The sequence below is a fragment of the Labrys sp. ALF-8 genome (assembly GCF_059699065.1).
Genome location: NZ_AP048537.1, coordinates 2,860,754 through 2,881,311, shown reverse-complemented (window position 1 = coordinate 2,881,311; position 20,558 = coordinate 2,860,754). Strand labels below are relative to the sequence as shown.

The window sequence follows — 20,558 nt, the reverse complement described above, 5'->3', positions numbered from 1 at the left end:
GTCATGCCACCGGAAACGGCTCGTCCTCCAGGAAGCGCTTCAGGACGTTCCAGGTGATCCGGGAGACGTTGTTCTGGTAGTTGTCGTGGCTGAGCGAGCCGCACCACGCGATGGAGGCCGTGGCGAAGAGCGCGCCGCCAGCAGGGGTTTCGCCGAAAGCGAGATCGGCGTGGACGCGCGGATTGACATCGCCGCCGATATTGGGCGGCACCACGCCGAACTCCTCGTTGACCAGCAGCATCATCGGCGAATGGTCGATCGAAGAGGCGAGCCGCAGCATGTTCGGCGGCGAGCCGAGATCCGTAGCCAGGCAATCGAGTTCGATCCCTGCGGCACCACCGCCGATCAGGCCGAAGTCGCCGATGATCTCGTCCGGCACGCCCTCGAAAATGAAGGCGGCACGGGGATTATCCGCGTCCGGCGCCCGGCGATAGGGGCTGGAGATGTCGAAGCCCTGCGCGATGAAGCCGACGCCGCACATCACGTTCGGCGCACGGCCGATGCGCCGCCACAGGCCGCCGAACTCGCCGGTGAAGGAGTGGTAGTATTCGCCAGGCTCGGCAATCCAGGTGCGGATTCCGTCCTCGGCGCGACGCAGCTCGATCACACCGGGCATGGTCTGGTGCCAGGCGATGCGCCAATACCAGCCATTGCCGCCCATATACATCAGCCGGCCGCCGCGATCGATCCAGGCCTTCATCGCATCCCACATCCGGGTCGAATGATATTCGGGATGGGTGCCGGTGATCACCACCTGGTAGTGCCGCAGGAGTTCGTAGCCTTCCTCGTGAAGGTCCTCGTCGGTGATGACGTCGTAATCGACCCCCTTGTGGCCCAGCCAGTCATAGAGGTGGGTGTCGGCATTGTACTGGTAGAGCGCGGAGCCGTGGCCGCCGAGCCAGGAATGATAGCGCGGCGAAAAATTCAGGATCGGGCGCAGGCGGCTGGAGTAGCACACGCCGGACCCGTCGGCATGGCAGTCATAGAGCGAGCCGCCGAGTTCCGGATGCTCGTAGAGGTAGACGTCCGAATGGCCGAAGGTGAGCAGGCGGTTCATCGCCAGTTCAGCACCGCGGGCCGTGATGTGCTCGCCATGGTTGGCATAGGCGATGTAGGAGGCAGTGGGCGCCAGCATCGCCACCTTGGGACGCGTCCCCCGTGCCGGCTTGCGGGGCGGGCGCACGAAGAAGGCGAGATAGTTCTCCCGCGTCACCGTCTCGTCGCTCTCTCCGCAGGTGACGTGGAGGGCGTAGGCGCCGCTCTTCAGGTCCTCGGGGACAGTCAGGCTGACGGAAGTCTCCCAGCCCGCGTCGTAGAGATCGTCATGGTGGAAATGGATGGCGCCGTAATGCTCCGGCTTGCGGTTGAAATCATGCTCCTCGCCCGTCCAGTTCCAGCCCTTCATCCCGCGCGTCGGCAGATGGACGAGATCGCCATGATGGCCGGAGGGGCCGACATCGACGGCCCTCGTAGAGCCGATTTCCTTCGAAAAGTCCCAGGCAGCAATGATATGGGCCTGCAGGGCGGCCGGGCGCGGCGGCAGCAACAGGGCGTGATGCACCTCCGGCGGATGAAAGCCCGACAATATGACGGGACCATCTATTTTGCCGTCGAAATGATCGCCTATTGTGCCATTCCCTTGAGGGCATCCGGCCAGGAAGAAAGGGGCTGCGGTGGGTAGCAGGGCGACATCGGTTTCGGCCTCTTCATAGCCGGCGTCGAAAACATGGGCATAAGGCTGCACGGGGCGCTGGGACAGCATCACCCGCCTCGCATGCGGATCGATGGCCAGCGTCACGGCATACCATTGCCTCACCAGCATGGCGTCGTGCAGCGAGATCTCCGCCTCCCGGCCGCTACCGTCCGCGATCACGACCGCAAGCTGGCCGCCTTCCTTCACGAAGAAGCGAAAGCCACGCCCGCTCTCGGCCTCCCACTGCGCCGCGATGGTCTGCGGCCCGCGCGAGAGCAGGGTCGGCCAGAGCATGGCGAAGAAGGTGAAGGCGCCGGCGCCCAGCGGCGGCAGGCTCGCGGCTTCCATGTAGGAACCGGCATCGATGCGTTGGGGCTTGCCCGCATGACGGCCATCGACGGCTGTGGGGACATGCGGGAATTTGAGGCCCGGGCCTTCAGGATTGCAGTCGCCGTGGACGACGCGCACGAGCCGCGCCTCGAAACTGTCCCCCTCCTCCAGCGAGACCTTGAAGGCGATGGTTTCGCCTGGGGCGACCGAATGGCGATCGGGATAGCCGGTGATCTTCAGCATGGCGCAAACCCTGGAGTATCGGAAGGCAGAATGACCTTGGCGCGAGACGGCTCGCCGCCGGAATGAATATGCAAGCTGAGCACCGCCTCAGTCCCTGTAGGGCAGGTTGATGCTCTCGCCGGTCAGGAGGCGCCAGCGGCGGCGGAAGATCTCCCACTCCGCCTCCTCGCGGCTGGTAAAGACCGGCTCGCCCTCGAACTCGATGGGATCGCGCCTGTCCGGCGGCATCCTGGCCAGAACCCATTCCGCGAAAGGCTTGCGGCAGAACAGGATGATCTGGTTGCCGCTGGAGTCCTGTCGCATGATGTGCAGCACGCGCTGCAGGCCGGGGCTATGGCGCCCGATCGGACACTGCCGGAACTCCTCGATATACTGGCGATCTTTCTCGGGATCGATCTTGTACATGGAATGCCCTCAGGCTGGGATGCTCTCGCCGTCGATGAGATCGAGGACCGTGCGCAAGTCGGTGATGATATGGTCCGCCCCCGCGACCCCTGCGCCCGCCGGCGCATAGAAGGCGGTGACCAGGCCTGCGCCGACGGCCGATGAAAAGCCGGCAAAACTATCTTCGACTGCCAGGACCTGCGAAGGGGGAAAGCCCAAGCGACGACAGGCCCATGCATAGGGTTCCGGGTCGGGCTTGCCCCTCGCCACGTCGTCCAGGCTGATCGAGAATTCGAGATAGCCGGCGATGCCCAGGGCCTGCAGGTTGGCATCCACGATCCTGCGTCCGGAATTCGAGACGCATCCCTGCGGTATGCCCGCCGCCGAGAGTGCCTTCACGGTTTCCACGGCGCCATCCATCGCCCGCACACCCGCGCGCTGCTCGACATAGGTATCGATGATTGCTTCCTGCCACGCCGCCTCGGACGTGCCCGCGCGCATGCGATCCTTCAATTCGAGCCAGACATCGCCCATGTGGACGCCGCGGAAGTGATCGGGCGGAAGATCGGATATGTCTGCGCCGAAATGCAGGCACACCTCTGCCAGCACTTTCTCATGCAGGGGTTCACTGTCCGCCAGTGTCCCGTCGATGTCCCAGGCTACGGCCTTCGCGCTCATGTCGTCGTTCCACGCAGTTGTCCATAGAGCGCGCGGAAGCTCTCGTAGCCGCGCTCATAGATGGGTTGGTTGGAGACCTGCGGCTCGATGCGGTCGCGCAGGCTGATGAAGCGTGACACACCGGCCCACTCCCCAGCAAGCCCGGCGCCCACGGCAGCCGTCCAGGCCGCTCCGAGGCAGGAGCCTGGGTGCCCTTTTAGACGTTGCAGGGGCACCTGCAGCACGTCGGCGACGATCTGCATCCAGACCGTACTGTTCGAGCCGCCGTCCGAGACAAGGTAGTGGGTCGTGGCATGCCCCATGTCGTTCAGCACCTCGACATGGTGGCGAATGGCATAGGCATAGGCCTCCAGCAGCGCCCGCCACAGATGCGGCAGGCCACTCGAAAGGCTGAGCCCGCTGAAGGCGCCACGGATGACGGGATCGTGGATCGGCGTCTTCTCCCCGAGGAAGTAAGGCAGCACGTGCACGCCCTCCGCGCCGACGGGTATCCCGGCCGCCAGGCGGTCGAGATATTGGTGCAGCGTCAACCCCTCCCTCGCCGCTGCCTCGCGCTCGCCGACCGCGAAGGTGGAGACGAACCAATTGAGGCCGGAGCCGCCCGTCGCCATGCAGCCATTGGGCATATAGAGGCCGGGCACCAGGTGGTAGTCGAGATACATGCGCGGATCGGGCGCCACGGTCCCGGAGGCGATCAGCACGTCCACGGATCCGCCGAACTTCAGGAGCACGTCGCCGGGCGAGAGCACGCCCGCACACAGCGCCGAGGCGATATGATCGGCTGCACCGCCCACAACGGGCGTACCGGCAGGAAGATCCGTCTCGGCGGCCGCCTGCGCCGTCACGGCCCCCAGGATGGCGTGGGAAAGGCATCGCGGCGGCACGGCGGCGCGCGATATGTGGGCAAGCGCCACGAGATCGTCTGCGATCTCGTCGGTGGCGACATCCACGAACCCGGCTTCGAGCGCCCAGTTCTGCTCAATCGCCTTGACGCCGGTCAGCCGCCAGTTGACGTAATCGTAAGATCCGAACACCGTGCCGATCCGCGCAAAGGCTTCAGGCTCGTTCTTTTCGAGCCAGCGCAGCTTTGCCGTAACCAATTGCTGATTGATGCCGTTGCCGGCACGGGCGAGGAAATCCGCCTCGGGGATCTCGGCGGCAATCTCCGCCACCTCCTTCGCGCAGCGGCCATCGCTCTGCTGGATCGAGGGGCGGATGAGTTCGTCCTCACGGTCCAGCAGCACCACGGCCGGAAGCATGCCCGTGACGCCGACTGCGGCGATCTCATCCGGCGCGATGCCGCTCGTGGCGATCAGTTCCCGCGTGATGGCGCAGGCATTCGCCCACCACTGCCTTGGGTCCTCCTCCGCCCAGCCGGGATGAGGCGACGACAGCGTTACGGGGCGCGAGACCAGGCCGAGCACCTGGTCCGGCAGGCGGATCAGGATGCCGATGGTCGAAGTGGTACCGATGTCAAGGCCGAGGACACAGGGCATTGGGAATCCCGGGAGCGCGGACATGTCGCCCGCTCATGGAAGCGAGGGCGTTCTTCGATGACGGAAGAGCGGACGGGGCGCCCGCGCTTCCGAAAGGGTCATGCCAGCGGCGCGACCTTGTCCATGAAGCGCTTCACACGCGCGGGATCGACAGGATTCCACGTATTGCCGTCCACCTTCAGCGAGGTGCCCACGATCACGCCGGAGGCGACCGAGAGGACGTCCTGGACATTGTCGGGATTGACGCCGGTATTGGCGAAGACGGGCACCTCCGTCACCGTCTCCGCGACCTTGCGCAGATCCGCGGCCGCAGCCGGCTGCCCCGTGAGGGGCCCTGAGACAAGGATGGCATCGGCAAGGGAGGAGAAGACGGCGCTGCGGGCGCGCAGCTCGATCGGCCTTACGTCGAGGCTCGCCGCGAACTCGGCGTTGATGTTGTAGAAGAGCTTCAGATCCTTGCGCCCGATCTCCGTGCGCAGCTTGTGGGCGTCGGCGGCATTGGGTTGCCACAGCCCCATGTCGGAGGCGAACAGGCCCGTGAAGATCTCGCGGGCGAAGAAAGCGCCCGTCGCTCCCGCAATCGCCACCGACGCGGTGGGATCCCACAGGAAGTTCACGCCGAACGGCACCTTGAGCATGGGCTTGAGGGCAGAGATGATCGCCGTCATCGCCACCGCTGATTCCAAGGGTGCCGCGAAGCGATAGGGGCGGTCGTTCTCGTTGCCGAACATGATGGCATGCACGCCATTGTCCTGCAGGTTCTCGACATCCTTGGCCACGTCGTCGATGAGCTTGTTCATGCCGCCCTGCGCATCGAAGAGCGGCGCGCCCGGCAGGGCGCCGATATGGGCCATGGCTATCACGGCCTTGCGCCGCGAACCCAGGAAATCAAAAACCATCGGACACTCCTGTCAATTCAAGGGATCTGGAAAGGAAGCCGGCTCATGACCGGCTAGAATGATCTTCACGCCCGCGCGCTCCAGCGTCTCCGCAAGATGCTCGGGCGGCGCGGCGTCGGTCACCAGCACGTGAACCTGGTGGAAGGGCGCGACCTGCACCAGCGATCGGTGATCGAACTTGCTGGCGTCGCACAGCATCACCACCTGGCTCGCCCGGTCCATGAAGGCGCGCTTGATCTCGGCATCCTCGAGCGTGTAGTCGAAGATGCCCTGCGCCGTCAGGCCGGAGACGCCGAGGAAGACGGTATCGAGCCAGAGCGTGGCGAGCTGCGAGCTGGCCATGGGCCCGCAGACCGAGAATTCGTTGGGGCGGATCAAGCCGCCAAGTGCATAGACGGGGCTCCTGCCACCTGCGAGCAGGCCCGCCGTACGCAGATTGCTGCAGAACAGGCGCAGGCCCGAGATATCGAGCAGCTCGCGTGCGAAGCGATGCGTCGTGCTGCCGGTGTCGATGCCTATGGTCTGTCCGGAATGGACGAGCCTGGCGGCGGCCCGCGCTATCTGCTGCTTGGCCTCTGCCTGCCGACGTCCACGGGCCTCGAAGGTGGGCTCATCGGCATCGAAGGCCGTTTCGGGCGCCCGGGCGGCGGCGCCGCCGTGATCTCGGCTGATCAGGCCTGTTTCGGCCAGCCGATCGAGATCGCGCCGGATCGTCATTTCCGAGACGTGAAGCTCTGCCGCCGCATCCGACACGTTGATATAGCGGCGCTGGCCGATCATCTGGATCAGCCTGTCGCGCCGAGCCATGGCCGGAATACGGGAAGCATTCGTCGTCACGGGCGTCATCTGCACTCTCTTCGTCACTGCCGGCTGCATGTCCAAGCCCTTGTAGCGCCCCTTCGGACCGCATGCATCATGACTGAAACGAACATATTCGATCAAAGAATGTAACATCCTCGATCATCTGGCAAGCGATTTTCTCGTTCGCCTTTCTCTCCAATTCGGACGCCAACCCGATCCGAACGAGGAGACCTTTACGTATCGGCACGAGAGAGCGGCATGCGCTTCGCGATTATTAGGCAAAATCCTTATATTTTAATACTTGTGCGAAGATGCTCGATCATGTTTCAATGTGTTCGATAATTTATCGCATACAGGGGCGTCGGAATGCGGGATCTGGCTGGGAAGCGTGCCATCGTCACAGGCGGGGCGTCGGGCATCGGCGCCGCGATCGGACGGCATCTGGCGGGGCTGGGCGTACAGGTCGCCATCGCCGACCTCGATGAAGCCAGGGCCGTCGACGTCGCCTCCGCCCTCGGCGAGGGCCATCGCGGCATCGGCATCGACGTGCGCAAGCGCTCCTCGGTCGAGGCGGCCTTCGCGGCCGTCGCGGAGGCCTGGGAGGGCTACGACATCCTGATCGGCAATGCCGGTGTCTCCACCATGAACCCCGTCGTCGACCTGACGGACGAGGAGTGGGACTTCAATTTCGACGTCAATGCCCGCGGCATCTTCCTTACCAACCAGGCGGCCGTGCGCCACTTCCTGGGCACCGGCAGCAAGGGTGTGATCGTCAACACGGCCTCCCTCGCCGGAAAGGTCGGCGCGCCGCTGCTGGCCCACTACTCCGCCAGTAAGTTCGCGGTCGTCGGCTGGACCCAAGCCATCGCCCGCGAGATGGCGCCGCATGGCATCCGGGTGAACTGCGTCTGCCCCGGCTTCGTGCGCACCTCGATGCAGGAACGCGAAATCCAATGGGAGGCGAAGCTGCGCGGCATCACGCCCGAGGCGGTTCAGGCCGACTATATCGCGCAGACGCCCCTCGGCCGCATCGAGACACCCGAGGACATCGCCCCCCTGGTTGCCTTCCTCGCCTCGGACGGCGCCGGTTTCATGACCGGCCAGGCGGTGAATGTGACGGGAGGCGTCTACATGGGGTGAGGATCGAGCGCAATGATCGACGTCGCGCCGTAAAGAGCGTGGCGTCTCAGGCTTCGCAGATGGGGCACGTGCGCCCTACAGCGTGAAATGCAGCAGTTCGGAGAGAACGAGACCCGCGGCCCCCCTGAGTGCCGCCCGGTCCTCGAGGTCTCCCATCACCAGTTCGATATCGCCACCGGGACGCCAGGGCACGAGTTCGCGAACATGGGCATTTATGGCATCGAGCAAGCGAGGACCGCCTCCGACGACATCGCCGTGCAGGACGATGAAGTTCGGCGCCATGGTCTGCTGCAGATTGGCGATGCCGACGGCAACGTTGCGGGCATAACGATCGAGAAGCTCCGCCGCGCCGGCCACTCCCGCCTGTGCAAGACCGACCAGGCCGCGGGAATCCAGTGCCTGCGCAGCGGGAAGGCCCGCCTGCCCCGCCTCCCGGCGCAGCCAGCCGAGAGTGGCGATGGTCTCCCAGCAGCCACGACGACCACAGCGGCAGGTCATGCCGTCCACCTGCACGAAGGTATGGCCAAGCTCGCCGCCGGCGCCGGCCGGCCCGCGATAGAGATGCCCATCCAGCAGCAGGGCGCCGCCCAGCACCTCGCCCGTGTAGATGACGGCGAAATTCCGCCTGCCCCGGCCGATGCCGAACCAGCGGTCGCCCACCAGCAAGGCGCGCGGATGATGGTCCACGCGAGTGGTCAGGCCGAAGCGACGGGCGAGTTCCGCCCCGAGCGGGAGGCCCGACAGCAGCGGAGCGAGGTTCACCGCCACGATCGTTCCCTTGTCGGTGTCGATCATGCCTCCGGCCGCCACGCCGATGCCGAGCGGCGGGCGATGGGCGAGCGAGAGGGCGCGGCCGACGCAGTCGAAGATGGTTTGCGCCAGCGCCTCCACCCCGTCGGCATCCGGCGGAAAGCCGGCCCTGACCTCCGCCCCGATGGTGCCGTCGAGGGAGACCAGGCAGCATTGAACGCCGTCATGCATCAGCAGCACCGCGCAGATCGGCGCAGCATCCTCCGCGAACCACATGGGCCTGGCGGGCTTGCCGCCCCCTTCCTTCGAGGGCAGCGGGTCGCCGTCGACGAGGATGCCCTGGTCCACCAGGGGCTGGATGATGCCGCTGATGGTGGCACGGTTGACGCCGACATGCCTGGCAAGCTCGGCACGGCTGGTAGGGCCGAGATCGAAGAGGACCTGCAGCACGCGTCCCCTATTGGCGAGGCCGATCGTCGAGGAGGAAATCAGGCCCTGGTTGCGGCCGCGCGGACGGGAAGCCTCGTCGAACAGTTCGTTGATGGCGGCGAGGCCACCCCTTTCGTTCTCGGACGAGGATCTTCCATCGGATGCCATCGCTCTCGATCCCACTGCTTCCGCGATCTTGCCGGCCCGCACGGTCCGTTCAGGCAGGCGAATCAGGCGTTTCTTCCGCGAGGCCTAGCACTACCCGGCTCGCGCGGCGATTCCCGCTTCGCCCCGCCGCCGGGCATGGCCTGCAGTCTTGACGATAGCGTAAGTTTGTGTGAGCTTCAAACATACCGAAGAAAAAGAACAAGCCAAACCCAACTGGTTTCCCTGCGTCCCGTTGTCCGGCCCCGAGGGTCGTGCCGGTCCGCCTTATCGCCGAGAGCCGCGACGGACCTGAACACCGCCGCAGCCGACGGAACAATCAAGAAAACTACCAAGAAAACAAACCTCCAGCCGTTTGACGTCACATCAGAGGAGAATGAGCATGGTTACCAATTCCCTTGTCTCCCGCCGCAGTGTGCTGAAGAGCAGCGCGGCCCTGGCCGGCGCAGCCGCGCTCGGCCTTGCCCCCCATCGCGCCTCCGCGCAGGGCAAGACCCTGCGCGTGCTGCTCGCGGGCGACCCCTTCTACTATGCGATCCAGGGCCTTGCCGACGAATTCAAGAAGGAGACCGGCATCGAGCTGCAGATCGAGAGCATCTCGCTCGAGGCGCTGCAGGCCCGCCTCACCTCCTCCTTCATCTCCAACCAGCCGGATGCCGACGTCATCTCGGTCGACCAGATGTGGCTCGGCCAATATCTGGAGAGCAAATGGATCCTGCCGCTCAACGACTTCATCAAGGCGGACAAGGACACCAACATCCAGGATTACGTCCCCGAGGTGCTCTATTCGATGAACACCTGGCGGGGCCAGGTCGGCACATTGCCGGTTGCGACCTACGGCCAAGCCGTTCTCTACCGCAAGGACTTCATCGACAAGGCAGGCGTCAAGATCCCGGATGACGGCTCCTGGAGCTGGTCCGACTACCTCGACATCATCAAGAAGCTCAACGGGCAGGACTTCGACGGCAAGAAGATGGCCGGCACCGTGCTCGCCGGCCAGCAGCCCGCGCCCATCGTGCACATGTACACCCAGCTCGCCGCCAGTTCCGGCGTGCGCTGGTTCAAGCAGTTCCCGACCGGCAGTGCGTGGGACTTCACCCCGACGATCAACACGCCCGAGAACGTCGAGGCGCTCAAGCTGTTCGCGGAGCTCTACAAGAACTCCCCGCCAGAGGCGATCGGCTACAACTGGTTCGACGCCGGCATGCGCTTCGCCAAAGGCGATGTGGGCATGTTCTACTGGTGGACGCCCTATTCCTATCTCTGCCGCAAGGACGGCTACATGTCCGGCAAGGACTCCGTGATCGCCGACAAGATCGGCATCACCCGCCTGCCGCAGTCGCCCGGCAAGGACCAGGTGGTCTCCATCGGCGGCCACAGCCTCGGCATCCCCTCCAACACCTCGAACAAGGATGGGGCGTGGCAATTCATCAAATGGGCGACCTCGGCCAAGACCCAGAAGGCGATGGCCCTCTACACCAAATATGGCTACCAGTTCTCGGACTTCGCCCGCCCCTCGCTCTACGCCGACCCCGATCTTCTCAAGATCTATCCCTACCTGCCCGCACAGATTGCGGATCTCAAGCGCGGCAACGGCAAGATCGTACGCCCGCCCTGCCCGGTCTACACCACGCTGGAAGGCATCTACGGCCTCAACCTCAACAAGGTGCTGTCCGGCGACTCGACCCCGGAAGGTGCGTTGAAGGACACCGACTCCTTCTTCACCAACATCCTCACCGGCAACTTCCTGATCCCCTACAAGCAGCCGAGCTATGACGACACGCTCGACGCGACCAAGGCCCTGATGGCCTCCCTCGCCTGAGCGATACGGCCCGCGCGTCCCTCTCCCGTCGCGCGGGCCGTTCTGTTTCTTCGGTGCGTCGCAGTCCGAAAGGGCAGCGCGATGCATGCCGTTTAGCCGGACTGAGCGAGGGCAAAGCAATGGCCATGGCCGAAACCACCACCATCCCAACCCGATCGCGCCGGAGGATACCCGCCTTCCTGCCCTATCTCCTGATCGCGCCTTCGGTCGTGCTGCTGCTTGCGCTCATCGCCTTCCCGCTGCTTTTCGCGCTCAAGAACAGCTTCTACTTCTGGAACCTGCAGATGAGCCCCACGCCGATGGGCTATATCGGCGGCGGCAACTACGAGATGGCGTTCTCCAACTCCTTCTTCCTCGGCGCCTTGTGGAACACGCTCGCGCTGACGCTGGTGGGAACGGCCGTGGAGTTCTGCCTCGGCCTCGTCATCGCGCTCCTGCTGGTCAAGAAACTGCCCGGCCTCAATCTCGCGCGGGCCCTGCTGATCATGCCCACCACCATCGCCCCGATCGTGGTGGGCTTCCTCTTCCGCTACATGTACGACCCGAATGGCGGGCTGATCCCCTGGCTGCTGTCCTCCGCCGGAATCCCCCTGCCCGCGCAGGGCCTCCTCGGTTCCGGTACCACGGCGCTCTGGGCCATCCTGTTCGCCGACATCTGGCAGTGGACCCCGTTCTTCGCCATCGTGCTCTATGCCGGACTGCTCTCTGTGCCGCCGGACATCATCGAAGCCGCCAGGCTCGACAAGACCTCGCCCTGGGCGATGCTGGTGCGGATCAAGCTGCCGCTGATCCGCAAGACGGCCCTGATCGTGGTGATGCTGCGCTTCATGCAGCTCTTCAACACCTTCGACCTCGTGCTGGTGCTGACAAAGGGCGGCCCGGGATCTTCCACCCGGACGCTTGGCTACAGCCTCTACCAGCAGGGCCTCGTCGACTTCAACATCGGCCTATCCAGCGCCATGACGTGGATGATGGTCATCATCGTCAACGCCATCATCGGCCTCTTCGTCTTCTTCGCCTTCAAGGACCTGGATTGATCATGCGGACAGGCAAACGAATGGCAGGGTCGGTGGTGAGCTACGCCCTCACGCTCCTGCTCCTCGCCTTCTTCATCGGGCCGATCCTGTGGTTCGCGCTGCTGGCGATCCGCCCGCCCGAGACCTTCTTCACCATGCCGCCCGTGCTGGCCTTCAAGCCGGACTGGTCGTCGCTGCACTACACGTTCGGCGACCCCGGCAACAACCTGCCGCAGCTCGCCAACAGCCTCATCGTCGCGGTCGGCGCGGTGCTCCTCAACCTGCCCTTCTCGCTTCCGGCGGCCTATGCGCTGTCGCGTTTCAGGATCCGGGGGCGCAAGAACATCATGCTGTGGTATCTCGGCCTGCTGATGGCCCCGCCCGTGGCCTTCCTCATCCCTTATTCGATCCTCGCGAGTTCCGTCGGCCTCAAGGGCAGCTACTTCTCCATGATCCTGATCATGCAGACGCTCACCATTCCCTTCTCGGTCTGGCTGATGAAGAGCTTCATCGACGAGGTTCCGGTGGAGATCGAGGAGGCGGCACGGGTCGACGGCGCCCGGACGCCGGCCATCATCCTCAGGATCGTCCTGCCGCTGGTGCGGCCGGGCATCATCGTCACCTCGATGTTCGCCTTCGTCTTCGCCTGGAACAACGCCGCCTTCCCCCTGGTGCTGGCCAACCGCGCCACGGCGACCCTCCCTGTCGGCACGCTGCAGTATTTCGGCACCGCCGGCGTCACCTGGGGCTTCATCGGCGCTGCGGCTCTCGCCGCCATGCTCCCCCCGATGATCATCTTCCTCGCCCTCGACCGCTATGTCGTGCGGGGCCTCACCTTCGGTTCAGTCAAAGGATAAATTGTTGATGTCTACGACCAATTCCGCGCGTTTCGGTGTCGTCGGTGCCGGCCTCTGGGGTTCCTTCCATTGCAAGACGCTGAACGCCATTCCAGGGGCCGAACTCGCGGCGGTATGCGACCTGAATGCCGAACGCGGCGCCCAGATGCAGCGCGAGTTCGGAGCGAAGAAAGTCTACCAGGACTATCGGCAGTTGATCGCGGATCCCGATGTCGAGGCGGTGACGGTGGCCACTCCCGACTTCGCCCACGCGGACATCGTGCTGGCGGCGATCCAGGCAGGCAAGCACGTCATGAGCGAGAAGCCCCTGGCGACCACTCTCGCCGAAGCCGAGACGATCGCCAACGCTGCCGCAAAGGCCGGAGTCAAGGTCATGGTGGACTTCCACAACCGCGTGAACCCCGCCGTCCATACGGCCAGGGAGACCATCGCGTCGGGCGAGATCGGCAAGCCGCTCCATGCCTCCGCCCGGCTCTCCAATACCGTCTTCGTGCCCTTCGAACTGCTCTCCTGGGCCAGCAAATCCTCGGCGCTGTGGTTCCTGGGCAGCCACTCGGTCGACGCTCTGCGGTTCATGCTCGGCGCCGATGTCGTCAAGGTGCAGGCCATGGTCCGGCGCGGCTACCTGGCGTCCCAGGGCGTCGATACCGCCGATGTCCACGTCTCCCTGCTCGAATTCGACAATGGCGCCGTCGCAACGCTGGAGAACAGCTGGGTGCTGCCGCGCGACCTGCCGCTGGTGTTCGATTTCCGCGCGGAGATCGTGGGCGAGAAGGGCTCTCTCCAGCTCGACACCGCGCAGAACGGCACCTTCCGCAAATATGCCGGTGCCGGCCTCAAGACAGCCGATATGCTGGGCGTGACGCCGGCAGCGGGAGGGCGCATCGGAGGCTTCGTGATGGAAGCCATCGCACGTTTCGTCGACGCCGTGACCACGGGGGCGCCGGTCCTGGCCGACGCCGTGGATGGGCTCGAGGTGACGCGCGTGCTTGCCGCGATCGAGCAGGCCGCGGCGACGGGAAATGCGGTGACTCTTGCAAGATAACAGTGTGGCGGGATGCAAGCCCCGTCACGACATTCGAGAGTTCTGGATGCAACGAGAAATGACCCTTTCCGGAAACACCGGCGCAGCCCGTCAGGCTACCTCTCCCCGCGAGAACGGGGCGAGGGGACTTCGGCGTCGCGGCTTAGCGTTCCGCGCAGCGTCTCGCCCCCCTGGCCTCCCGCCGAAAGGAGCCCGCTGAATGGCAAATCTTTCCTTCAAATCCGTCGGCAAGCGCTTCGCGGACGGAACGCTGGCGCTGGCCAATGTCGATCTCGATATCCGGGATGGCGAATTCCTCGTGCTCGTCGGTCCGTCGGGCTGCGGCAAGTCCACGCTGCTTCGCAGCGCTGCCGGGCTGGAGGAACTGTCACAGGGCCGCGTGCTCATCGGTGGCCGTGACGTCACCGACGCCGAACCGGGTGACCGCGACGTCGCCATGGTGTTCCAGAACTACGCGCTCTATCCGCATATGGACGTCTACGAGAACATGGCCTTCGGCCTCGGCCAGCGCAAAGTGCCGGCGGCGACGATCAAGGAGAAAGTGGAGAAGGCGGCGCGCATCCTCGACCTCACCCATCTCCTCAAGCGCAAGCCGGGCGCGCTTTCAGGCGGCCAACGCCAGCGCGTGGCCATGGGCCGCGCCATCGTACGCGATCCGAAGTGCTTCCTGATGGACGAGCCGCTGTCCAACCTCGATGCCAAGCTGCGAGTCCAGATGAGGGCCGAGCTCAAGCTCCTCAACGCCCAGCTCGGCGTCACGACCCTCTATGTCACGCACGACCAGGTCGAAGCCATGACGATGGGCGACCGCGTCGCCGTGCTGCGGCCGGTCAGCGACGGCAGCGAGAGCAACCTCCAGCAATGCGCTCCGCCGCGCGAGCTCTATGAGAACCCGGTGAACCTGTTCGTGGCCGGCTTCATCGGTTCCCCCGCCATGAACTTCATCCAGGTGCGTCTCGGCGAGGAGGGCGGCGCTCGCTTTGCCGAGATCGCGGGATCGACACTGCGCCTCTCCATGGGAGCCGACGCATTCCAGGCCAATCCAGGGCTTGCGGATTGGAAGGGGCGCGACGTCATACTGGGCCTGCGGCCCGAGGCATTTCGCCTGCCGGCCCCGCAGGGACTGCCCTGCGAGATCCTGCTCACCGAAATGACCGGCGCGGACGCCTATCTCTTCTTCGATCTGCCGATCGCCTCGGCCGTGGCGGGGACCAGCAAGTTCTCCACCGGGTCGGAGGCTGCCATCACCCACGCCAACCGCATCACCGCCCGTGTCGAGCCGGCACGCCTGCCGCAGCGCGGCGACCGCATCGAGATCGGCGTCGACATGACGCAGGCGCGCTTCTTCGCTCCCGATACGGGCCAGGCGATACGGTAGGCGACAACGCCCTCCCGCGCGAAGCGAGGGGAGCCCTGCGCCTCATGCGTGCGATCCGACACAGAGGCGCCGGCGTGCGTGGCTATGCTACAGCCATGCACAAACGGGGGCGGCACGCATGGCTTATACGGGCGAACAGGCGCTGGACACAGCCCGCAGGCCGGACGGACCCGTCGGCATCGGCGGTTGGCTGATCCTGCCGATCCTGGGCCTGTGCGGCACGATCCTCCTGACGGGCTACAATCTCTATTCCGTCGTGAGCCAGTGGGAAGGCATAAAGGCCATCATCCTGGGCAGCAACGAAACGGCAGCGGCCTTGCGCGTGCCTGTCGGCCTCTCCGCGCTTTCGGGATTCGTCATCCTGGGACTGGCGGCGCTATGTCTCTATCGCATCTTCACCTATTCGCCGACCGTTCCACGGCTCATGACGATCTTCTACGTCGCGCTGCTGCTGATGACCTTGGGTGAGGTCGGCCTCGACAAGATGATGGCCGACACCCTGGGAACCGCGATGGATCCGAACAATCTCCGGGACGTCATACGGGTCGTGGCCGGAGCGGCGATCTGGATCCCCTATTTCAACCGTTCACGCCGCGTCGCCAATACCTTCCGCGCCCGCGAGGCCATGGTCGACAAGAAGATCGGCGAGATCTTCTAGGGCGCTTTGCGTCCTGAGGGAATCGACAGAACTCAAAGACGCTTTTAAAAACAAAGAGTTATAGCAAAACGACGCTTCTGCCTAAACGCGCTTTGCTCTCCGCCCCGCCTCGCATCGATCCACCCGAAACGTCAAAAATCTCCGCCGGGCGTAGTCACGCCACGGTGTCGTTCCAGCCCCACTGATCCGCCAGCGCCAGGCATTCCCGCCATGGCGCGACGGCGTCGCAGGTCGTGACCGAGCGCAAGGAGGCGGCAGCGGCGGCGTGGGCCAGCGCCAGGCCACGCTTCAGATCCCACCCCTCGTGGAAGCCGTAGAGGAAGCCGGCGGCGAAGGCATCGCCTGCACCATTGGCTCCGGCCACCGCCTCCTTGGGGACGCGGACCGAGGGCTGCGTGATCACCTCTCCCGCACGCGTGACGGCGACCGCCCCCTTCGGGAAGTGCGCGGCGACGACCTGGCAGGTTCCCTCCGCCAGCACCTTGCGAGCCGCGGCGACGCAGGCGCTCACGACCGTCTGGTCGTCGCGTACCGTTTGCTCCCCGCCGATCGAACCGATCTCGCTGTCGTTGACCACCAGCAGGTCGAGATGCGGCAGGAGGGGCCGGACGAGTTCCCTCAGCCTTTCGGGCGAAGCGGTGGCGAGTTCCAGATTGGTGGTGAGACCGGCGCCCCGGGCCTTGCGGAGCACCGTCAACCAGCCATTGGCGTCGCCGTTCCAGGGTTGGTCCATGCGCTTGTGCACGCCTGGCAGGCCGAGATGCAGGATGCGTCCCCTGGTATCGGTGAAATCGAAATGATCCGGCGTCAACAAGGCACCGGCACCCATGCTGAAGATGTGCGTGCGTCGGCCGGAACGCTTCGAGGTATAGGCATCAGTGTGGATCGTCCGCGCCTCCCGTGTCATCGCAAGCTTGCGTCGGTCGATACCGTACCGGTCCGCCTCGGCATAGAGCAGCCTGCCGTCCTCGTCGTCGCCGATGAGCCCCATCGTCTCGACCCATATGCCGGGATCGAGGCGCTTCATGTCGATGGCGAGATTGCAGCCGGAACCGCCGCCCCGATACTCCTCGTGCAGGATCTCCGCGAGGCCGTCCTCGCCCGGCCAGAATTCCACCAGCTTGTTGCCGTCCACGCACCAGGTTCCGGCCGTGATGATACCGGAACGTGCCATACCCGCCTGCTCGCCTTGCATTTCCTCGACCCATGACTGGCCAACCACCGGAGGAACGATAGGATAAATCGATTCACCGGGAGCAGCGCCTATTTGTGGTCAAACAAAACAATTATTCGCGGCGCTTTGCAATGCCTGCCGCGCAAGTGTCCGCGTGCAATGGCGCGGCGCGAAAAAGCCTCCAGAACGCACGTATAGATTGCCGGCAAGCCCTTACATTCCCTAACGTCATATAATTCTCTGGACAATTTTATTTTCTTTCCCCTGCAACCATTCGCAGCCATTGAGGTTGATCAGCGGCGGTGGCAAGTCACGAGACGGATGGTCCGGGCCGAAGGTTCGGGCTGCCGGCTCGTGCGAGTCGTGCGTAGAACAGGATCGCTGCAGCCCTCATCCCGCTGGCGGCGGCAAAATGGAGTTGAGTGCCATGGGCGGAGAATCCCTTCTTGTCTTTCTGGTTGTCGGCATCATCGCCGGCTGGCTCGCGGGCCTGATCATGAGCGGCGGCGGCTTCGGGCTGATCGGCGACCTGGTGGTCGGCGTCGTCGGCGCGTTCCTCAGCGGCTGGCTGATCCGCCCGCACCTGAACATCGATCTCGGCAACATGTGGGTGAACGACATCGTGTTCGCCCTGATCGGCGCCATCATCCTGATTTTCGTACTGCGCCTCTTCAAGCGAGCGTGATTGACGCCCGCCGAAAATGAACGGAAAATGAACGGCCGGGACGGGAAAAATTCAGCCGTCCCGGTTTAATAAATAACTTTAGGTAATATTTGAATCCAAGGACCCGGAGCCCTTCCCGCGAAGGCCTGGGCAGGGCCCCTTCTCAGGAGCTTTTCCGATGTTTCGCAAGATCGTATTGGCCGCATTGGCGGCCCTGACGGTCGGTGCCGCGGTCATCTCGACCGCCGCGCCGGTCGAGGCGAGGCCGTTGTACTACCGGGGCGGCGGCTGGCATGGCGGGTGGCACGGTGGCTGGGGGCACGGTCACTGGGGCGGCGGTGGCTGGGGCTGGGGTGCCGCGGGCCTGATCACGGGCCTTGCCGCTGCACCCCTCCTCTATGGACCGGGCTACGGGTATGGTTATGGGTACGGGCCCGGCTATGGTTATGGCTACGACGACGGCTATTATTACGATGCGCCGGCTTGTGGCTGGCGGCGCGTGCGGATCCAGACACCTTATGGCTGGCGCATTGCCCGCGAGCGAGTCTGCTACTGAGCCGGCCGGCGCCGGACATGCTTGAACGGCGCTCCGAGCGCAATGAATGATGGGAGCCTCCGTTGCCCGTGCAGCGGAGGCTTTTTGTCGTTTGCCCTATTTCTTAGCGCTTCTGATTTAATTGAAAACGACGCCCAATATCTTTTTATTGATAGAAATTTTCTATCAATCGACGGAAATTGCGGCTTGATCGCGCAGGGTCAAGCGCGCATTTTTCGCTGTCTGGAATTAGTCGAAAGAGAGTGGCATGCCGGCCCACGAGGATTGGAATACCGCCCGCGCCGAGGAGCTCATCGCGGCGAGCCAGGCCCTGGAGGGGCCCCTGCTGCCGATCCTGCACTCCTTCGTGGAAACATTCGGCTACGTGCCGGAGCCTGCGGAACCCCTGATCGCGGATGCACTGAATCTGTCGCGGGCGGAAGTCCATGGCGTCGTCACGTTCTATCACGACTTCCGCCGCGAGCCGGCGGGTGACCATGTCGTGAAGCTCTGCCGTGCCGAGGCCTGCCAGGCCGCCGGCTGCGAGGCTCTTGCCGACCATCTCACCCGCAAGCTCGGCATCGCCTTCGGCGAGACCACGCGGGACGGGCGTGTGACGCTCGAACCGGTCTATTGCCTCGGGATGTGCGCGGTTTCCCCCGCTGCCATGATCGACGACAGGCTGGTTGCCCGCCTCGACGAGAAGAAGCTCGACAAGGCGCTCGATCACCTGGCTCTCGAAGAGGTGGCGCGATGACCCTTCGCCTCTACATTCCGCGCGACGCGGCCGCCATCGCCTGCGGCTCCGACGAAGTGGCGGCGGCCTTCAGGGTCGCGGCCATCGCCGGGAAGGTCGACATCGAGATCATCCGCAACGGCTCGCGCGGCATGGCGTGGCTGGAACCGCTGGTGGAACTGGTGACGCCGGACGGACGCATCGGCTACGGCCCGGTGGAACCGGAAGACGCCGGCGACCTGCTCGCGGCCTTTGCCGGTGACGGCATGCACAAACTGCGGGTAGGCAAGCCCGAGGAACTGCCCTTCCTCAAGAGGCAGACCCGCCTCACCTTCTCGCGTGTCGGCATCGTGGACCCCCGCGATATCGATGACTACAAGGCCCATGGCGGCCTCAAGGGCCTGGAGAAGGCCATTGCCATCGGTCCTGCTGCAATCCTGGAGGAAGTCACCAAGTCGGGTCTTCGCGGCCGCGGGGGCGCGGGCTTTCCGACCGGCATCAAATGGAAGACGGTCGCCGATGCCGCGGCGCCGCAGAAGTATATCGTCTGCAACGCGGACGAAGGCGACAGCGGCACCTTCGCCGACCGCATGCTGATGGAAGGCGATCCGTTCTGCCTGGTCGAGGGCATGGCGATCGCCGGCGTCGCAACGGGCGCGACGAAAGGCTATGTCTACATTCGCTCCGAATATCCTCACGCGGTCGCGGCGATGAATGCCGCCATCGACAAGGCGCGCCGCGCGAATGTGCTGGGCAAGGGCATACTGGGGTCCGCCCACGATTTCGACATGGAGGTACGCGTCGGCGCCGGCGCCTATGTCTGCGGCGAAGAAACCTCGCTGCTCGAAAGCCTCGAAGGCAGGCGGGGCACGGTGCGCGCCAAGCCCCCGCTGCCGGCTCACAAGGGCCTGTTCCGCAGGCCGACCGTGATCAACAACGTGATCTCGCTCGCAACCGTGCCGGTCATCCTTGCCGATGGCGCGGAGGCGTATCGCGACTTCGGCATGGGGCGCTCGCGCGGCACCATGCCGGTCCAGCTTGCCGGCAACATCAATTATGGCGGCTTGTTCGAGACCGCGTTCGGCATCACGCTCGGCGAACTCATCGACGATATCGGCGGCGGCTGTTTCACCGGCCGGCCCGTACGCGCGGTGCAGGTCGGCGGACCGCTCGGCGCCTACTTCCCGCGCGAGCTCTTCGGTACCCCCTTCGACTACGAGGCCTTCGCGGCCAAGGACGGGCTGATCGGCCATGGCGGCATCGTGGTGTTCGACGACACCGTCGACATGCGCCGCCAGGCACGCTTCGCCATGGAGTTCTGCGCCATAGAGAGCTGCGGCAAGTGCACGCCCTGCCGCATCGGCTCGACCCGCGGCGCCGAGACCATCGACAAGATCATCGCGGGCAAGGACGTGGCGCGCAATATCGCCATCGTCGAGGACCTTTGCCAGACGATGAAGTTCGGTTCGCTCTGCGCCCTCGGCGGCTTCACGCCCTACCCTGTCCTCTCGGCCATCCGACACTTTCCTGAGGATTTCCACGGCTCGCCGCACCGGATCGCGGCGGAGTAGGCGGATGGCTGTGGTTCAAGCTTTCGCGTTCAAGGTCGCCAAGCCCCTCCTCTCGTCTCTCCCCGTGGGAACGGGGTCGGGGGACTTCGACGTT

Annotated in this window: 19 protein-coding genes; 11 read left to right on the top strand and 8 right to left on the bottom strand. The window is 64.8% G+C overall.

What is annotated here, in order from left to right; genetic code table 11:
- Window position 1: 1 nt before the first annotated feature.
- The 6 genes from AC6H34_RS13230 to AC6H34_RS13205 form a co-directional block, all read right to left on the bottom strand.
- Window positions 2-2,266: a N,N-dimethylformamidase beta subunit family domain-containing protein gene (locus AC6H34_RS13230; protein ID WP_497539088.1), complete on the bottom strand. Its 2,265-nt coding sequence runs from the start codon at window positions 2,264-2,266 to the stop codon at window positions 2-4.
- An 87-nt stretch (window positions 2,267-2,353) separates the two neighbouring features.
- Window positions 2,354-2,671 (bottom strand): N,N-dimethylformamidase alpha subunit family protein, encoded by a 318-nt coding sequence (locus tag AC6H34_RS13225; RefSeq protein ID WP_448149523.1) that lies wholly within the window; start codon window positions 2,669-2,671, stop codon window positions 2,354-2,356.
- A gap of 9 nt (window positions 2,672-2,680) precedes the next feature.
- Window positions 2,681-3,328, bottom strand: coding sequence for an HAD family hydrolase (locus AC6H34_RS13220; protein ID WP_497539087.1), 648 nt, complete (start codon window positions 3,326-3,328; stop codon window positions 2,681-2,683).
- Window positions 3,325-4,824 (bottom strand): FGGY-family carbohydrate kinase, encoded by a 1,500-nt coding sequence (locus tag AC6H34_RS13215; RefSeq protein ID WP_497539086.1) that lies wholly within the window; start codon window positions 4,822-4,824, stop codon window positions 3,325-3,327. The genes AC6H34_RS13220 and AC6H34_RS13215 overlap by 4 nt, the downstream gene beginning before the upstream one ends.
- 98 nt (window positions 4,825-4,922) lie before the next feature.
- Window positions 4,923-5,723, bottom strand: coding sequence for a BtpA/SgcQ family protein (locus tag AC6H34_RS13210; protein ID WP_448149526.1), 801 nt, complete (start codon window positions 5,721-5,723; stop codon window positions 4,923-4,925).
- Between the two features lie 12 nt (window positions 5,724-5,735).
- Window positions 5,736-6,569 carry a DeoR/GlpR family DNA-binding transcription regulator gene (locus AC6H34_RS13205; RefSeq protein ID WP_448149527.1) on the bottom strand — a complete coding sequence of 278 codons (834 nt, stop codon included), beginning with the start codon at window positions 6,567-6,569 and terminating at the stop codon, window positions 5,736-5,738.
- A gap of 321 nt (window positions 6,570-6,890) precedes the next feature.
- On the opposite strand from AC6H34_RS13205, the gene AC6H34_RS13200 reads away from it, so the two are divergent.
- Window positions 6,891-7,664 carry an SDR family NAD(P)-dependent oxidoreductase gene (locus AC6H34_RS13200; RefSeq protein ID WP_448149528.1) on the top strand — a complete coding sequence of 258 codons (774 nt, stop codon included), beginning with the start codon at window positions 6,891-6,893 and terminating at the stop codon, window positions 7,662-7,664.
- Between the two features lie 75 nt (window positions 7,665-7,739).
- Here AC6H34_RS13200 and AC6H34_RS13195 read toward each other — a convergent pair whose 3' ends face one another.
- Window positions 7,740-9,011, bottom strand: a complete 1,272-nt coding sequence (locus AC6H34_RS13195; RefSeq protein WP_497539085.1) for an ROK family protein — start codon at window positions 9,009-9,011, stop codon at window positions 7,740-7,742.
- 379 nt (window positions 9,012-9,390) lie between these two features.
- On the opposite strand from AC6H34_RS13195, the gene AC6H34_RS13190 reads away from it, so the two are divergent.
- The 6 genes from AC6H34_RS13190 (at window position 9,391) to AC6H34_RS13165 (ending at window position 15,784) form a co-directional block, all read left to right on the top strand.
- Window positions 9,391-10,830 (top strand): extracellular solute-binding protein, encoded by a 1,440-nt coding sequence (locus tag AC6H34_RS13190; protein ID WP_448149530.1) that lies wholly within the window; start codon window positions 9,391-9,393, stop codon window positions 10,828-10,830.
- A gap of 119 nt (window positions 10,831-10,949) precedes the next feature.
- Entirely contained in the window at window positions 10,950-11,867 is a 918-nt protein-coding gene (locus tag AC6H34_RS13185) for a carbohydrate ABC transporter permease (protein ID WP_448149531.1), read from the top strand.
- A gap of 2 nt (window positions 11,868-11,869) precedes the next feature.
- The gene (locus AC6H34_RS13180; RefSeq protein WP_448149532.1) at window positions 11,870-12,703 is read left to right on the top strand and encodes a carbohydrate ABC transporter permease; all 834 of its coding nucleotides are present in this window, start codon (window positions 11,870-11,872) and stop codon (window positions 12,701-12,703) included.
- A 7-nt stretch (window positions 12,704-12,710) separates the two neighbouring features.
- The gene (locus tag AC6H34_RS13175; protein ID WP_448149533.1) at window positions 12,711-13,748 is read left to right on the top strand and encodes a Gfo/Idh/MocA family protein; all 1,038 of its coding nucleotides are present in this window, start codon (window positions 12,711-12,713) and stop codon (window positions 13,746-13,748) included.
- Window positions 13,749-13,947: 199 nt separating this feature from the next.
- A complete protein-coding gene (locus tag AC6H34_RS13170; RefSeq protein ID WP_448149534.1) occupies window positions 13,948-15,126 on the top strand; it encodes an ABC transporter ATP-binding protein in 1,179 nt (392 codons plus the stop codon).
- A gap of 118 nt (window positions 15,127-15,244) precedes the next feature.
- On the top strand, window positions 15,245-15,784 hold the full coding sequence (locus AC6H34_RS13165; protein ID WP_448149535.1) for a DUF2569 domain-containing protein: 540 nt from the start codon (window positions 15,245-15,247) through the stop codon (window positions 15,782-15,784).
- A gap of 154 nt (window positions 15,785-15,938) precedes the next feature.
- On the opposite strand, the gene AC6H34_RS13160 is transcribed toward AC6H34_RS13165, so the two are convergent.
- On the bottom strand, window positions 15,939-16,958 hold the full coding sequence (locus AC6H34_RS13160; protein WP_448149536.1) for a carbohydrate kinase family protein: 1,020 nt from the start codon (window positions 16,956-16,958) through the stop codon (window positions 15,939-15,941).
- 427 nt (window positions 16,959-17,385) lie between these two features.
- Between AC6H34_RS13160 and AC6H34_RS13155 the strand changes: the two genes are divergently transcribed.
- From AC6H34_RS13155 to AC6H34_RS13140, 4 genes are all read left to right on the top strand, one after another.
- Window positions 17,386-17,643, top strand: a complete 258-nt coding sequence (locus tag AC6H34_RS13155) for a GlsB/YeaQ/YmgE family stress response membrane protein (RefSeq protein ID WP_448149537.1) — start codon at window positions 17,386-17,388, stop codon at window positions 17,641-17,643.
- Between the two features lie 157 nt (window positions 17,644-17,800).
- Window positions 17,801-18,178, top strand: a complete 378-nt coding sequence (locus tag AC6H34_RS13150; protein ID WP_448149538.1) for a hypothetical protein — start codon at window positions 17,801-17,803, stop codon at window positions 18,176-18,178.
- 247 nt (window positions 18,179-18,425) lie between these two features.
- Window positions 18,426-18,914 (top strand): formate dehydrogenase subunit gamma, encoded by a 489-nt coding sequence (locus AC6H34_RS13145; RefSeq protein ID WP_448149539.1) that lies wholly within the window; start codon window positions 18,426-18,428, stop codon window positions 18,912-18,914.
- Complete coding sequence (locus AC6H34_RS13140; RefSeq protein WP_448149540.1) at window positions 18,911-20,464, top strand: formate dehydrogenase beta subunit; 1,554 nt, start codon at window positions 18,911-18,913, stop codon at window positions 20,462-20,464. The genes AC6H34_RS13145 and AC6H34_RS13140 overlap by 4 nt, the downstream gene beginning before the upstream one ends.
- Window positions 20,465-20,558 lie beyond the last annotated feature (94 nt).